At 50.2% G+C, this 15347-nt stretch carries 16 protein-coding genes; 12 read left to right on the top strand and 4 right to left on the bottom strand.

Features of this window, described 5'->3' with window-relative positions; all coding sequences use genetic code 11:
- Window positions 1-68: 68 nt before the first annotated feature.
- The 4 genes from KD147_RS11625 to gpmM are packed head-to-tail and all read right to left on the bottom strand — an operon-like array spanning window position 69 to window position 4877.
- Complete coding sequence (locus tag KD147_RS11625) at window positions 69-881, bottom strand: divergent polysaccharide deacetylase family protein (RefSeq protein WP_212547969.1); 813 nt, start codon at window positions 879-881, stop codon at window positions 69-71.
- Window positions 882-940: 59 nt separating this feature from the next.
- Window positions 941-2143, bottom strand: a complete 1203-nt coding sequence (locus KD147_RS11620; protein WP_212547968.1) for a S41 family peptidase — start codon at window positions 2141-2143, stop codon at window positions 941-943.
- Window positions 2144-2175: 32 nt separating this feature from the next.
- Window positions 2176-3330, bottom strand: coding sequence for a murein hydrolase activator EnvC family protein (locus tag KD147_RS11615; RefSeq protein WP_212547967.1), 1155 nt, complete (start codon window positions 3328-3330; stop codon window positions 2176-2178).
- 11 nt (window positions 3331-3341) lie between these two features.
- Complete coding sequence (gene gpmM, locus KD147_RS11610; protein ID WP_105253926.1) at window positions 3342-4877, bottom strand: 2,3-bisphosphoglycerate-independent phosphoglycerate mutase; 1536 nt, start codon at window positions 4875-4877, stop codon at window positions 3342-3344.
- Between the two features lie 149 nt (window positions 4878-5026).
- Between gpmM and KD147_RS11605 the strand changes: the two genes are divergently transcribed.
- The 12 genes from KD147_RS11605 (at window position 5027) to phoR (ending at window position 15266) form a co-directional block, all read left to right on the top strand.
- A complete protein-coding gene (locus KD147_RS11605) occupies window positions 5027-5458 on the top strand; it encodes a rhodanese-like domain-containing protein (protein WP_105188400.1) in 432 nt (143 codons plus the stop codon).
- A gap of 19 nt (window positions 5459-5477) precedes the next feature.
- Window positions 5478-5735 carry a glutaredoxin 3 gene (gene grxC, locus KD147_RS11600; RefSeq protein ID WP_105253925.1) on the top strand — a complete coding sequence of 86 codons (258 nt, stop codon included), beginning with the start codon at window positions 5478-5480 and terminating at the stop codon, window positions 5733-5735.
- A gap of 67 nt (window positions 5736-5802) precedes the next feature.
- Window positions 5803-6282, top strand: a complete 480-nt coding sequence (gene secB, locus KD147_RS11595) for a protein-export chaperone SecB (RefSeq protein WP_105253924.1) — start codon at window positions 5803-5805, stop codon at window positions 6280-6282.
- Between the two features lie 3 nt (window positions 6283-6285).
- Window positions 6286-7296 carry an NAD(P)H-dependent glycerol-3-phosphate dehydrogenase gene (gpsA, locus tag KD147_RS11590; RefSeq protein WP_212547966.1) on the top strand — a complete coding sequence of 337 codons (1011 nt, stop codon included), beginning with the start codon at window positions 6286-6288 and terminating at the stop codon, window positions 7294-7296.
- A gap of 105 nt (window positions 7297-7401) precedes the next feature.
- Window positions 7402-7659 carry a hypothetical protein gene (locus KD147_RS11585; protein WP_105253922.1) on the top strand — a complete coding sequence of 86 codons (258 nt, stop codon included), beginning with the start codon at window positions 7402-7404 and terminating at the stop codon, window positions 7657-7659.
- A 37-nt stretch (window positions 7660-7696) separates the two neighbouring features.
- Window positions 7697-8269 carry a 1,6-anhydro-N-acetylmuramyl-L-alanine amidase AmpD gene (gene ampD / locus KD147_RS11580; protein WP_212547965.1) on the top strand — a complete coding sequence of 191 codons (573 nt, stop codon included), beginning with the start codon at window positions 7697-7699 and terminating at the stop codon, window positions 8267-8269.
- Window positions 8270-8286: 17 nt separating this feature from the next.
- Window positions 8287-9135, top strand: coding sequence for a beta-lactamase regulator AmpE (gene ampE, locus KD147_RS11575; protein WP_105253920.1), 849 nt, complete (start codon window positions 8287-8289; stop codon window positions 9133-9135).
- Window positions 9136-9300: 165 nt separating this feature from the next.
- Window positions 9301-10311: an erythrose-4-phosphate dehydrogenase gene (gene epd, locus KD147_RS11570; RefSeq protein WP_105253919.1), complete on the top strand. Its 1011-nt coding sequence runs from the start codon at window positions 9301-9303 to the stop codon at window positions 10309-10311.
- Between the two features lie 41 nt (window positions 10312-10352).
- Complete coding sequence (locus KD147_RS11565; RefSeq protein WP_105253918.1) at window positions 10353-11531, top strand: phosphoglycerate kinase; 1179 nt, start codon at window positions 10353-10355, stop codon at window positions 11529-11531.
- 145 nt (window positions 11532-11676) lie between these two features.
- On the top strand, window positions 11677-12741 hold the full coding sequence (gene fba, locus KD147_RS11560) for a class II fructose-bisphosphate aldolase (RefSeq protein ID WP_105213364.1): 1065 nt from the start codon (window positions 11677-11679) through the stop codon (window positions 12739-12741).
- Between the two features lie 436 nt (window positions 12742-13177).
- Entirely contained in the window at window positions 13178-13867 is a 690-nt protein-coding gene (phoB, locus tag KD147_RS11555) for a phosphate regulon transcriptional regulator PhoB (protein WP_105188390.1), read from the top strand.
- A 67-nt stretch (window positions 13868-13934) separates the two neighbouring features.
- A complete protein-coding gene (gene phoR, locus KD147_RS11550; protein ID WP_212547964.1) occupies window positions 13935-15266 on the top strand; it encodes a phosphate regulon sensor histidine kinase PhoR in 1332 nt (443 codons plus the stop codon).
- Window positions 15267-15347: the final 81 nt, after the last annotated feature.

Here is a 15347-nt window from a genome sequence, read left to right as displayed (position 1 = left end):
TGTTTAAAGACATAAGAAAAACCGCGCATGGCGCGGTTTTTTTATGTCCTCAGAAAAACGAGCTATTGTTATTCGCTGGTCTTCGCCGTTTTTGCTTGAGCCAGGCGCAGGGTGCGTTGCTGTACTAGCTGTGACAGTGGCACTAACTCAATGCCTTCCGCTTTAAGCTCATTTAGGGCACTTTGCAAAAAGGCAAAGGTTTCCGGGTAAGGGTGGGCAATGGCCACCGCATAATCATGTCGTTTGGCGATGCGCTTGAGCTGATCAAAGCGAAAACGTAGCTGTTTTTCACTGGTGATATTATCTAAAAATACATGTCGCGCTATGTTCTCGACGCCATAAAGGGTGGCAATACTTTGTGCTTTGGAGTGCGGGGTGGTTTTGCTGTCGAGAAAATACAGGTCCTGCTCCTTCAGCACTTCCATGGTCCAGTTCATCGGCATGTTTTGCTGCGTTAAGAGCGAGCCCATATGATTGTTCACCCCTTTAATATTTGGCAGGCTACTTAACGCCTCGCGTAAACGGCTTTGAAAGTCTTCCTTGGGCATATTCATGGTCAGGGCGCCGGGGCCAAGGGTAAGATCATTGAGGGATTGCATGGGCGCGTGGAGTAATATTTCTCTATTTTGCTCATTGGCCAGGGTGGCAAAGCGTGTCGCATAGGGAGTGAACGGCAAGATGGCAAAAGTGAGCTGGCCGGGTAAGTTTAAGGCGGCTATATCATTACGTTGATAACCAATATCGTCGATAACGATGGCCACCTGTTTTGCTTGTACCGTTTGACTTACCAATGGGCAAACCAGCAGCACAACCACAGCAATCCATTTAAGTGTGTGCACAGTAATATTTATTCTTCTGTTGATGTTATTAACCAATTTCATTAATGCGATTGGTTTTATTCGAGCCAATGCATTGTGCATTGGCTCACTATTATTATTGTTTAGTATTCTTCTAGCAGTTGCTGGGCTTTTATCAACTGTGTGTCCAATAAAGCGGTAAGATTGCTATTGGCACTTTTCCCAGCCGCTAAATTGATTATAACCTCTTTATTTGATTGGGAAAGGTCTGGTTGCAAAATTGCGACATCCGGGGTGATCCCAGTCCCCTCAATTGAAATACCCGCCGGGGTATAGTATTTGGCGGTAGTCAGTTTTAAGGCACTGCGGCCATCGCCTAATGGGATCAGCGATTGCACCGAACCCTTGCCATAAGAGCGGGTTCCCACCACCTTGGCTCTGTGATTATCTTTTAATGCACCAGCCACTATTTCCGCCGCGGAGGCCGAACCTTGGTTAATCAGCACGACGATGGGAGCGCCTTCTAAAATATCTCCAGGCTGGGCAACAAAGCGTTGATTGGCCTCAATAAAGCGGCCTCGGGTTGAGACTATGGTGCCGGTGGAAAGAAACAGGTCGGCGATATTGATAGCGCTATCGAAGGTGCCGCCTGGGTTATCCCGTAAATCGATCAGCAGGCCCTTCAATGCCGTGCCACTTTGCTGCTGCATCTTGGTGATATGGCGGGCGACGTCATGATAACTGTGGTTATTAAAGCTGTTAATGCGCAAGTACCCGGTGCGGTTCGCTTGCAGCTCGCTGTTCACGCTTTCGATATGGATGGGCTGACGGGTGAGGTGAAAATCGAGCCGTTGTGAATGTCCGGCGCGGGCAATGGCCAAAGTGACCTCACCATTTTCACGGCTGTTGATCAGTTTTGAAACGTCTTCTAGTGACTTATCGAGCACAGCGACGTCGTTGATTGCCAATAAAATATCACCACCAAGCAAACCAGCGGCCTGGGCCGGAGAATTGGGCAGCGCCGAAACGATCACCACATGGTCCTGACGTTTTTCGACCTCGATACCCAGGCCCTTATATTCGCCATTGGTGACGTCAAACAGGCGTTTTAATTCCCTCTCGTCGAGGTATTCGCTGTAGGGATCAAGCTCACTAAGCAGGCTGCTTAGCACATGATGATCCAGTTTGGCACGGTCCACTTCCTCGACATAAAAGTGGTTAATATGGAATAAAACTTCTTCGAGCGGGCTCTCCTGCGCCGCTGCTGAGGCACTGAAAATGCTTAGCGCAATGGCTATGCACCAGATTGAAAAGTGCCTAAAAATGAGTGCGATATGTGCAAACATAGGCTGCCCCTTGTGGCGCAGCCGCTATTCATTTAGGAGGACCTGCACCAGGTAGTTGGGTTAACGGCACGTCCTTTGTGACGTATCTCGAAGTATAGACCAGGATCAATCTGACCGCCGCTCTGACCAACCAGGGCAATGGTCTCACCTTGATAGACCTGATCGCCCACTTCCTTGAGCAGGGCTTGAGCATGGCCGTAGAGGCTCATGTAGCCCTTTCCATGGTCAACGACCATGACCCAACCAAAGCCCTTCAGCCAGTCGGCAAACACCACCTGACCGTCTTCGATGCTGTTGATGTTACTGCCTTCTTTGGCATCGATCACTACCCCTTTCCAATTAAAGCCGGGGCGTTTTCGGGTGCCAAAGCGATGCTTTAACGGCCCCCGTGTGGGCCAGCTTAGTTTGCCTTTACTGCTGCCAAGGCCGAGCATGGCAACCTGGCGAGCCCTGGAGTCTTCAAGTTCTTCTATGGTGGTGATCAGGGTTTGTTCGTTGTCCTTTAGATAGGCGATAGAGCTTTGCAGCTGGTTTAATTCGCTTTGCAGTGCCTGTACCTGAGCTTGGCGCTCGGATTTCGCAGCCAACAATTGCTGCCTTTGCTGTTCTTCTTGGCTGCGCAGTTGTTCGAGTTGCTCGCGGTTTTGCGCCAGCGCCAATTGGTTCTGTTCGATTTCTTCGAGGGTTTGGCGCAGTTCATCCAGTTGTTTTAAGCGCGCCTTGTTGAGGTAGTCATAATAACTGATGGTGCGCTCTAATTTAGCGGTGTTTTGCTGATTGAGTAGTAACTTGGAGTAATCGTGACCACCGACCATGTAGGCGCTTTTTAGCTGCGCCGCCAAGGCGATGTCTAAGGTTTTGCGGCGCTGCTCTAATTGCTCAGCCTGCGTTTGTAATTCGGTGTATTGCCTGCGATTGGCGCTGATCTGGCCATCGAGCTCTCTGAGCTCTTTGGCATTATTGGCTATGGCTTGCTCTGATTTTTTTAGTTGTTGTTGTAAAGAGCCCAGGGACTGTTTTTGTGTTTTAAAGTTTTGCTGGTTTTTCTTCAGCTCTTGCTGAACTTCGGTTAAGTCTTGCTTGGTGCGGTTTTCATTACCGCTGGCGGGTAGGGCGCACAAAGACAAGAGTGCCGCGCCTAGCAGCGACACTCCTGTGTGTGAGCCTAGGTGGATAAACCTAAACATACGCGTAACGATTAACGCAACAGCATGATCGGCGAGCCTGTCATTTCTGCAGGCTGCTCCATGCCTAGTAGGTGCAACATGGTCGGGGCCACATCGCTCAAGGTTTTACCCGCTACCGGCTCGGCATCGCGACCGATATAGATAAAGGGCACCGGTTCGCTGGTGTGGGCGGTGTGCGCCTGGCCGGTTTGTGCATTTTGCATTTGCTCGGCATTACCATGGTCGGCGGTGATCAAGGCTTCGCCACCGGTTTGTTCCAAGGCTTCCACGACACGGCCAATACAATGGTCAACGGCTTCACAGGCTTTCACTGCCGCTTCGAAAACACCCGAGTGACCAACCATATCGCCGTTGGGGTAGTTACAGATGATCACATCGTACTTGCCGCTGTGAATCGCTTCGACCAGCTTATCGGTCAGTAGCTCAGAGTTCATTTCCGGCTGCAAATCATAGGTAGCCACATCCGGCGATGGGATCAGCTCACGACTCTCACCTGCAAATTCCTGCTCGCGGCCACCGCTGAAGAAGAAGGTGACGTGCGCGTATTTTTCGGTTTCTGAAATACGCAGCTGAGTCTTATCATGCTTGGCCAGCCATTCGCCTAGCACATTGTTAAGCGGCTCGGGTGGGAAGGCCACCGGCGCGTCGATATCCGCAGCGTATTCGGTGAGCATGACAAAGGCGGCCAGCTGTGGGGTTTTCTTTTTGCTGAAACCGTTAAAGTCGGCATCGACAAAGGTGCGCGTCATTTGACGGGCGCGGTCGGCGCGGAAGTTCATAAACAACACCGCATCGCCATCATTAATGGTGGCGGCAGTATCGCCAATCACGGTTGCCTTAACGAATTCGTCGTTTTCACCGCGCTCATAGGCGGCGTGCAATCCGCTTACGGCATCGGCAGCCTGATATTCGGCTTCACCCAAGACCATCAAGTCGTAGGCGCTTTCAATACGCTCCCAACGGTTGTCTCTGTCCATGGCATAGTAGCGGCCGATAAGGCTGGCTATGCGGCCTTTACCTACGCGCGCAAAGGCGGCGTCGATATTCTTCAAGGTGGCTTCGGCGCTGCGTGGTGGCGTATCGCGGCCATCTAAGAAGGCATGAACATAAATTTCTTGTGCGCCACGCTCAGCTGCAAGCTCGATGGCGGCGATAATATGGTCTTCATGGCTGTGTACGCCACCTGGGCTCATCAGCCCCATTAGGTGTACCGCCTTGCCCGCATTTACGGCGGCATCAATGGCGTTAACCAGCGCTGGGTTAGTGGCAAAGGTGCCATCGTCAATGGCTTTAGTGATACGGGTAAAGTCCTGGTACACAACGCGACCGGCACCGAGATTCACATGACCCACTTCGGAGTTGCCCATTTGCCCATCGGGAAGGCCTACGTCCATGCCGGAACCGGAAATTAACGTATGTGGGCATTGTTGCCAAAGTTTGTCTAAAACCGGGGTGTTAGCGGCCAAAATGGCGTTACTTTCGCTTTCTTCACGATAACCCCATCCGTCTAGAATCATCAAAACGAGCGGCTTTTTGGGCTGTGTCATTGTATCTCCTGGGTAATGTGCACGTGCTGTTAATATCCTACCGTTTTTTGCGCAATATCGCAGTAGAAAATATTTCACTAATTGGTAAGTGCAAGGCAAATGTGTATACTTGTGCCGCCCTCAAGGTTTGAACTAACAAAGTAAAACGTATGGAACAATACATAGAATTTATCGGTAATCATCCGATTTTAAGCATTATCTGGTTGGTTATCGTGTTTATGCTTATTTCGGGATGGTTTAAAAGTAAGTTTTCGGCCATTAAGCAGATCAATCCGCAGCAGCTCACCTTGTTGGTGAATCGCGAGGACGCGGTCGTGGTTGATATTCGCGCCCAGAAAGACTTTACGGCGGGGCGTATTGCCAATGCCATCCACCTTAGCGCGGAAAAAGCGAAACAAAGTGACTTTGCAGAGCTTGAAAAGCATAAAAGCCAACCCATTATATTGGTATGCGCTACGGGTATGACGGCCTCAGGCATTGCCAACAACCTAGGAAAAGCTGGGTTTGAGAGTGTATTTATCCTTTCAGGTGGCATGCAGTCATGGCAAAGTGCCGGATTACCTCAGGTATCGGGCCGCTAAGAAATATTAAGAGCAAGTTATGAGCGATGTAGTTTTATACAGCAAAGATTATTGTCCCTTTTGTCAGCGTGCCAAGGCATTGCTAGATAAAAAAGGTGTCACTTATACCGAGTATGATATTGGCCTTCAGCCCGAGCTACGTGACGAGATGATCGCCCGCGCAAATGGCGGCTACACAGTGCCGCAAATCTTTATCGGCGACCAGCACATAGGCGGCTGCGACGATATGATGGCACTCGAAGCTCGTGGCGAATTAAACGCGTTATTAAACGTATAACAACTTATTAGGTATCGAGCCGCAGCGAAGGCGGCTCAGTACCATCAACAGATTGATAGGAACGACAATGGAAGAGCAAAATCAAGGCGCAGCACAAGAACAACAAGCGCAATTCTCAATTCAACGTATCTACACTAAAGATGTATCTTTCGAGACGCCTAACTCACCGGCTATTTTCCAAAAAGAGTGGAAACCAGAAGTTAAGCTAGACATTGATACGCGTTCAAACAAGCTAGAGAACGGCATCTATGAAGTGGTGTTGGCACTCACAGTAACCGCGACTATCGGCGAAGAAACGGCTTTCCTATGTGAAATCCAACAGGCTGGTATCTTCACTATCGGTGAACTAGAAGAGTTACAAACGGCACATATGCTTGGCGCTTTCTGCCCGAACGTACTTTTCCCTTATGCTCGTGAGGCCGTGTCGAACCTGGTTAACCGTGGTACTTTCCCACAGTTGAACCTGGCTCCAGTTAACTTTGACGCGCTATTTGCCCAATACATGCAGCAACGTGCTGCAGAGCAAGCACAACAAGCTGACGCATAAGTTATGAGCATAACAGCACCTTCAGCTGTTACTGTTCTAGGGGCGGGGTCTTATGGCACCGCCCTTGCTATTTGTTTCGCCCGTAACGGCCATCCGGTGACCTTATGGGGCCGTGACGCCGAGCAAGTCGAAAAGCTCGCTCGCGAACGCAAAAATGAACAGTATCTCGGCGATATCCCTTTCCCTGAAACCTTGGCCCTTGAAAGCTCGCTAGAAAAAGCGGTGCAAAGCAGCGACATCGTTTTGGTGGTGGTTCCCAGCCATGCCTTTGCCGGGCTGTTGGAAACCATTGCCCCTATGTTGCGCAGCGACGCCAAGGTTGCCTGGGCAACCAAGGGCCTTGAGCCAGAAACCGGGCGCTTATTGCAAGATGTGGCCACGCAAAAACTGGGCGATAAGGTGGAACTGGCGGTGTTGTCTGGGCCTACCTTTGCTAAAGAAATGGCCGCGGGATTACCCACGGCGATTTCGGTGTCGGCGACCAGCGATAGCTTCTGCGAGCGTTTATCTAGTCTGCTTCATTGTGGTCGCTCATTCAGGGTGTATCGCAATAATGACTTTATTGGTATCCAGCTTGGTGGTGCGGTCAAGAATGTCATCGCCATAGGTGCAGGTATCTCTGATGGCTTTGGTTTTGGCGCCAATGCCCGTACCGCGCTGATCACCCGAGGTTTAGCCGAATTGTGTCGCCTGGGCTGTGCCCTTGGAGCCAAGTCGGAAACCTTTATGGGGATGGCCGGGTTGGGAGATTTGATCCTGACCTGCACCGATAACCAGTCGCGTAACCGACGCTTTGGTTTAGCCTTAGGGCAGGGCCTGGATGTGGAAGCGGCGCAGCAGCAAATCGGCCAGGTGGTTGAAGGCTATAGAAATACCAAAGAAGTCTATATGCTGGCCAAGCGCTGTGGTATCGAGATGCCGATCACCGAGCAAATCTATCAGGTGCTGTATGAAAACAAAGACGTGAAAGAAGCCGCCATGGCTTTGCTAGGGCGCGAACAGCGCGCCGAGTAAGTGCCCGACCAGGTTCTTTCAGTCACAGAAAAAAGCACGGATTTTGCCCGTGCTTTTTTTTGCTCTATGCTTAAAGGTCAAGCTAACGTCTAAAGGATGGACATTATGGCAACAACAAAGCTAGTGGGCACGGAGCGCCGTCACGGTAAAAGAACCTTCAATCAACACTTCGCCAGGCTCACAGGTGAGCAGGTTAATAAGGTATACAGCCTGACCAAATTGGGCTTCCAGCTGGATTTTGTACGGACCGATTGCCCGCCCCCGCAATTGGCGGTATTACACCGTAATAATGAGCTGGTAACGGTTGATCCTCACGGCATCTGTGACTTTTCACCTGCTTTGCCCTTGCGCCATCAACCCTAGACTTTTACCATGGCGGTAAAGCTGTAGGGGAAGGATTATGGCAATTAATGAACAAGGGGTATACGCCCACGCACGGCAGTATTCCTGCTCGCATTTTGATGCGCGACCACAAGGGGAAGTGTCACTGCTGGTGATCCACTGTATCTCCTTACCCGAAGGACAGTACGGCACGCCCCATATTGATGCCTTGTTTGCCGGTTGCCTCGATTGTGATGCCCATCCCAGTTTTAGTTCCTTGCAAGGGGTAAGGGTGTCGGCCCATTGTTTAATTGACCGCCAGGGGCGGGTGCGCCAATACGTCCCCTTTAGCGAGCGGGCTTGGCATGCGGGCGTCTCACAATTTGCCGGGCGTGAGCGCTGTAATGACTTCAGCATAGGTATTGAGCTTGAAGGCACAGACCACAGTGATTACACCCCAGCCCAATATCAGAGCCTGGCGCAACTGACCCAGGCCATCATACAACGCTACCCGCAGATCACCCGCGAGCGCATTGTCGGGCACAGTGATATAGCCCCTGGACGTAAGACAGATCCGGGCGAAGCGTTTGATTGGACATACTTTTTTGACCTTACATTTAGCGGTAATTGCGATAGACTAAAGGAAATATAAGTTAAGTTATTGCCGCTATGACTCTGATCGCTATCATATTTGCGCTTATCGCCGAACGCCTCGGAGCGCGCTCAAAGAACTGGCAAATTGCCACCTATGCCCATTGGTATCAAGGGCAAAGCGTTTCGCTACTCAAACGTTTTAGCGGCCTTGGTAAAGAAGCTGGAATGATCCTGTGGTTATTGATCCCCAGTGCCTTGGTTTTTGCCCTGGCTAATCTCAGTGACTTTGTCCTGTGGCAGTTGCTGGTGAATACCACAGTGGTGCTCACCTGTTTCGGTTGCGCCACTCTGCGCGGCTATTACAAGGGGTATTTAAATGCCCTGACTCGGGATGATGGCGAAGCGGCCACTCTGTACGCCTTGCAAATGGGACAAAAACGCACCGAAGATGAAGAAAATGGTGAAACCTTTGCGCAAACCCTGGCCTGGGTGAACTTTCGTTTTTACTGTACGGTTATTTTCTGGTTTGTTTTTCTCGGGGCGGCGGGGGCCTTGTTTTATGCCCTGGTGCGCAGCTTTCACGATTTCAGTGAACAAACAGAGCATGAGCTGTCGCCCTGGCATCACGCCCTGGGTAAAATCCTCTACTGGCTTGAGTGGCCGGTAGCTCGGGTGGCCAGCTTAGGTTATCTGGTGATAGGTAACTTTTCCAAGGGTACCCAATGTTGGTTGCGCCACGTGCTCGATTTCTCGGTGTCAAACCGCCAGGTGATCACCGAAACCGCCTTGGCCGCCGAACAAATTGAGATTGAGCACTATGGCTGCACTATAGAAGCCCAGTGTATGATGCGTTTGGTAAAACGTAATGTGCTCTTCTTCTTAGCATTAATCGCCTTACTTACCCTGTTTGGCGGTTTGTCTTAGGGCCGAGGATAAGCTTAGGTTGTCTACCACACAGGTTTACAACCTAAGTCACAGCGGTTTTTATTTATACTCCCCCCTTACACTCAAGGCCTAGGTCTATTACAATAGCGGCCATTCTTTTAAGACCTGCATTTGGGCAACTTTTCAAGGCGGTAGTCTGTAGTTATGGCAATTAAGCTGGCAATTAATGGCTTTGGCCGCATCGGTCGCAATATTTTACGAGCTTTATATGAGAGCGGACGCCGCAGCGAATTTGAAATTGTTGCGATCAATGAGTTAGCTAAGCCAGAAGGCATTGCTCATTTACTAAAATACGACACGGCCCATGGGCGTTTTGCCTTTCCCGTGGAGCTCGCCGAGCAGGCCTTGATCGTCGATGGCGACAAGATTGCCCTTTATTGTGAAGAAGATGCCTCTGCCTTGCCCTGGCAGCAGCACGAGGTGGATATTGTGCTTGAGTGCACCGGGGTCTATCACTCTCGTCTTGATGCGCAAAAACACTTGCATGCCGGTGCCAAGAAGGTGTTGTTTTCACAACCTGCCGATGCCGATGTCGACGCCACCATAGTGTATGGCATTAACGATCATGAATTAAATGCCCAGCAGACCATAGTGTCCAATGGCTCATGTACCACCAACTGTATCGTCCCGGTGATCCAGGTGCTGGACGATGCCTTCGGTATCGAGTCCGGTGCTATCACCACGATTCATGCCTCGATGCATGATCAGCAGGTAATCGATGCCTATCATGACGATTTGCGCCGTACACGTGCCGCAAGTCAGTCTATAATTCCGGTGGATACAAAATTAGCGCGTGGCATCGAACGCATTTTACCTAAATTTCATGGCCGCTTTGAGGCCATTGCGGTGCGCGTGCCGACCATTAATGTGACCGCCATGGATTTGAGCGTGACAGTCAATAGCGATGTTTCGCTCAGTGATGTTAATCAAGCCATTGCCAAGGCGGTGCACGGGCGCTTAGCAGGCATTTTAGACTATACCGAAGAACCTCTGGTGTCGGTCGATTTTAACCATGATGCACATTCTTGCATCATCGACGGTACACAGACACGGGTTAGTCATAAACGTTTGATAAAACTACTAGTATGGTGTGACAACGAGTGGGGGTTCGCTCATCGAATGCTCGATACCTCGGCTGCGTGGATGCAAAAATAAGCATCTAACTTTGTATAAAACGTATAACTAAGGAGATGAGAATGTCGGTCATTAAGATGGCGGATTTGGATTTAGCAGGCAAACGCGTATTGATCCGTGAAGATCTAAACGTGCCTATTAAAGATGGTAAGGTAAGTTCTGATGCGCGTCTACGTGCCGCCTTGCCGACCATTCAATTGGCGTTAGACAAGGGCGCTAAGGTGATGATTATGTCGCACCTGGGCCGTCCTACAGAAGGCCAATACGATGAAGCATTCTCTCTGGCTCCGGTTGTTGATTACCTTAACGACAAACTGTCGCAAGATGTTCGTTTAGCCAAAGATTACCTAAATGGCGTCGACGTTGCTGACAACGAAGTGGTGGTATTCGAGAACGTGCGTTTTAATCCAGGCGAAAAAGCCAACGATGAAGCGCTGGCGAAGCAATTAGCCGCTTTATGTGACGTGTACGTAATGGACGCATTCGGCACCGCACACCGCGCTCAGGCTTCAACCCACGGTGTGGGTATGCATGCGCCTGTAGCCTGTGCAGGCCCATTGCTTGCTGCGGAATTAGACGCGCTAGGTAAGGCCCTTGATAACCCACGACGTCCATTGGTGGCCATTGTTGGTGGTTCTAAGGTTTCAACCAAACTAACCGTCCTTGATTCACTATCAAATGTAGTGGACCAATTGGTTACCGGTGGCGGTATCGCTAACACCTTTATTGCTGCAGCCGGTCACCCGGTAGGTAAATCTTTATATGAGCAAGACCTGATTGGCGAAGCGCAAAAGCTAACCGAGAAAGCCCGTGCTAACGGCGGCGATATTCCGGTGCCTGTTGATGTAGTGGTTGGTAACGAGTTCTCGGAATCGGCCGTTGCTCAGCTTAAAGACGTGCAGGAAGTGACCGATGAAGACATGATCTTCGATATCGGCCCAGACACGGCGAAAGAGCTTGGCGATATCATTGCCAAAGCCGGTACCATTGTATGGAATGGCCCGGTTGGCGTATTTGAGTTTGACCAGTTCGGTAACGGCACTCAAAGCATTGCCAAAGCGATCGCCGAGTCGGATGCCTTCTCGATTGCCGGGGGGGGTGACACTCTAGCAGCCATTGATAAATATCATGTGGCTGATAAGATCTCATACATCTCTACCGGTGGTGGTGCCTTCTTGGAGTTCCTGGAAGGGAAAAAACTACCTGCGGTTGCTATGCTAGAAGAGCGAGCAAAACAATAAGATACTCTAAGGCCGGCCTCTCACTTTCGCCGGCCTTGTGTTTGGAGCTTAGGGCTCCGCTTGGTAAAACCTTTGGTAAAGCCAAGCATCATCCCGTTCAAAAAACCCGATAGTCTGGTGCTATCAAAAATTGGAGATAAGCGAAATGGCTTTGATCAGTATGCGTCAACTTCTCGACCATGCGGCGGAATTTGGTTACGGCGTACCTGCCTTCAATGTAAATAACCAAGAGCAAATGCGTGCCATCATGGAAGCGGCCGATAAAACAAACAGCCCGGTTATTGTGCAAGGTTCAGCCGGCGCGCGTGCATACGCGGGTGCCCCTTTTATTCGCCATATGATTTTGGCGGCAATCGAAGAGTGGCCACACATCCCGGTAGTAATGCACCAAGACCACGGTACTTCACCGGCGGTATGTCAGCGTTCTATCCAGCTTGGTTTCTCATCGGTCATGATGGATGGCTCATTGCTTGACGATGGTAAAACGCCTTCATCTTATGAATACAACGTAGACGTAACTCGTCGCACCGTAGAAATGGCCCACGCCTGTGGCGTATCTGTTGAGGGTGAGCTAGGTGTTCTAGGTTCACTGGAAACCGGTGAAGCGGGTGAAGAAGACGGTATTGGCGCGGTAGGTAAACTATCTCACGACCAACTGCTGACCGATCCGGAAGAAGCGGCAGACTTCGTTGCTAAAACCGGTGTTGATGCGCTGGCGATCGCCTGTGGTACCTCACACGGTGCCTACAAGTTCACTCGTCCACCAACGGGCGATATTCTTGCGATTGACCGCATCAAAGAAATCCACAGCCGTATTCCTGATACGCACCTAGTAATGCACGGTTCGTCGTCGGTTCCACAAGAATGGCTAGCGGTGATCAACGAGTTCGGCGGTGAGATCCCTGAAACTTACGGTGTGCCAGTGGAGCAGATCGTTGAAGGTATCAAGCACGGTGTTCGTAAGGTAAACATCGACACGGATCTGCGTTTGGCTTCAACAGGTGCGGTTCGTCGTCACTTGGCTCAGAACCCAGCGAACTTTGATCCACGTAAGTTCCTTGCCGAAGCAACGAAAGCCATGACAGAGATCTGTGTGGCGCGTTATGAAGCATTCGGTACAGCGGGTCAGGCGAGCAAGATCAAGCCTATCTCGCTTGATGACATGCACCTACGTTACCTAAGCGGTGAGCTAAGCCCTAAAATTAAGTAATTTTAGCGACTTAGTCCAATAAAAAGCCTCGTGTTTCACGGGGCTTTTTTGGATCAAGGTTTTATCAAGGAAGGATCCTTGGGATCAGATTTTTATCAACACGGGGGCGTTTTCGGATCAATATTTTATCGATTGCCGCGCTCAGGCTTGATGCGCTGATTAAGAAGTGAGCAATTATCAGTTGGTTAGTTGAAGAGGGCTTAGTCATACTTGGTATAAAACTGATCCCTGGTGGGATCAATTAGTAAAATATTGATCCCTAATAGCCTGCTTAGTACAAATCTGATCCTGCCAAGCTTGCTTAGTAAAACGCTGATCCCTGCGGATCAAAAGGATTTTTGCGAGATCACCATTAAGGGTGTAGTCTTTCATAAAACTGTCACAAAAAGTCATAATAATGACATCAGTCCAATGAAACTGATTAGAGATAAATGGAATGTCACGTAAAGTTCTTGTTGTTGATGATGAGGCACCAATCCGCGAAATGCTGGTGTTTGTATTAGAACAGAATGGTTTTCAGGCTATCGAAGCTGAAGATTACGACTCTGCGATAGCGGCCATGGTTGAGCCTTACCCTGATATGGTGCTACTTGATTGGATGCTTCCAGGTGGCAGTGGTATTCAAATTGCCAAAAAGTTTAAGCAAAGCGAACACACTCGCCAGATCCCCATCATCATGCTGACCGCGCGTGGTGAGGAAGAAGATAAGGTGCGAGGCCTGGAGGTCGGTGCCGATGATTATGTGACTAAGCCTTTCTCGCCGAAAGAGCTTATGGCGCGCATTAAAGCCGTTATTCGCCGTGTGGCACCTACGTCATTGGAAGAGGCCATCGAGGTGCATGGCTTACGCCTAGATCCTATTTCACACCGCGTTACCTCGCAGGGCAGTGAATTGGATATGGGTCCGACCGAGTTCCGTTTATTGCATTTCTTTATGACCCACCCTGAGCGCGTTTACAGTCGCGAGCAATTGCTTGATCATGTGTGGGGCACAAATGTGTATGTTGAAGACAGAACGGTGGATGTGCATATTCGTCGTTTACGTAAAGCGATCTCACCCATGGGCCATGATCGTTTAGTACAAACTGTGCGTGGCGCCGGTTATCGTTTTTCCAGTAAGGTTTAGCCTGCCATCAATTACTTTCATGGATGAGTAGGTTTATGCCTAGCCAGGCATAGAGCAGAGATATTGTATGTATCGAGTAGTTAATAAGCGAACCTTAACCAAGCGTTTGTTTATGTATTTCTTACCATTGGTGCTGATAGGCGTGCTTGTAGGCGCGCCTTTTTTGCTTCTTTTCCTCGGCGCCTTTACCCTCTTGTTATGGCATTATCGCCAACTTTATCGTCTTAGCGATTGGTTAATAAACCAGCGCAGCTTTAACCCTCCCGAAGGGGAAGGGGCCTGGGAGCAAGTCTTTGAAGGGATCTACCACCTGCAACAGCGCAACCGCAAAAAGCGTAATGAGTTAGCGGATTTAATTCGTCGTTTTCGCGAAGGCGCCGAGGCAGTGCCCGATGCGGTGATCGTGCTGCAGCGGGACTTCAGCATCGTCTGGTGTAACCAATTGGCACTGAGATTATTAGGACTGCAATGGCCCACCGATCATGGTCAGCGTATCGATAACCTGATCCGCCATCCTAAATTCAGCCGTTATATGGCCGAGGGGGCCTATGAAGAAGCCCTGGAGCTGGACATAGCCCACAATGGCGAACAGGTGCTGGAGTTTAGGGTGATGCCTTATGCGCAATCACAGATCATGATGGTGGTGCGCGATATCACCCGGTTAAAACAGCTTGAGCAGATGCGTAAGGACTTTGTGGCCAACGTCTCCCACGAGCTGCGCACGCCGCTGACCGTGGTAACCGGTTACCTGGAAATGATGGATGGTGACAATATGCCGCCGCCAGCGATGTGGAATAAGGCGCATGGCACCATGATCGAGCAGTGTCAACGTATGGACTCGTTGGTCAATCAGCTGTTGTCTTTGTCCCGCATCGAAGGGGCGCGTAAACATGACAATGATAAGCCGGTGCATGTGCCGCAGATGTTGGAATTAATTCATACCGAGGCGCAGTCGCTGAATCAGGATAAGGGCCATACTCTGGTCTTTGAGGTGGACGCGGAGCTCGATATTCTCGGTGCCGCCGATGAATTGCGCAGTGCCTTTTCAAACCTGGTCTTCAATGCCGTGCATTACACCCCAGAAGGTGGGCAGATCACCGTGCGCTGGCAGCGCAAGGATGGCTACGCCCACTTTAGCGTCAGCGATAACGGTGAGGGCATTGCCCCCGAGCACCTTAATCGTTTAACCGAGCGCTTTTATCGTGTTGATAAGGCCCGCAGCCGTAAGACAGGTGGTTCGGGACTGGGTCTGGCCATTACCAAACACGTGTTATCACGCCATGATTCACAGCTGCATATAGAAAGCACCGTGGGTAAGGGGTCGTGTTTTTGGTTTGCTTTTGCGCCGAGCTGGATAGTAACAAATAATCAAAATGCTCCACTTTCGGCAAAGTCATAAAAGTGTCATTTTCGAGTAATCTAACTGTCATTTTGTCGCTGCACAATGGTCGCAGTTGAAACATGGGACACACAAATTGGA

The sequence above is a fragment of the Pseudoalteromonas sp. BDTF-M6 genome, assembly GCF_018334135.1.
GTDB lineage: Bacteria > Pseudomonadota > Gammaproteobacteria > Enterobacterales > Alteromonadaceae > Pseudoalteromonas.
The sequence above is the reverse complement of the archived record's forward strand: the minus strand, read 5'-3'. Positions and strand labels throughout refer to the sequence as shown.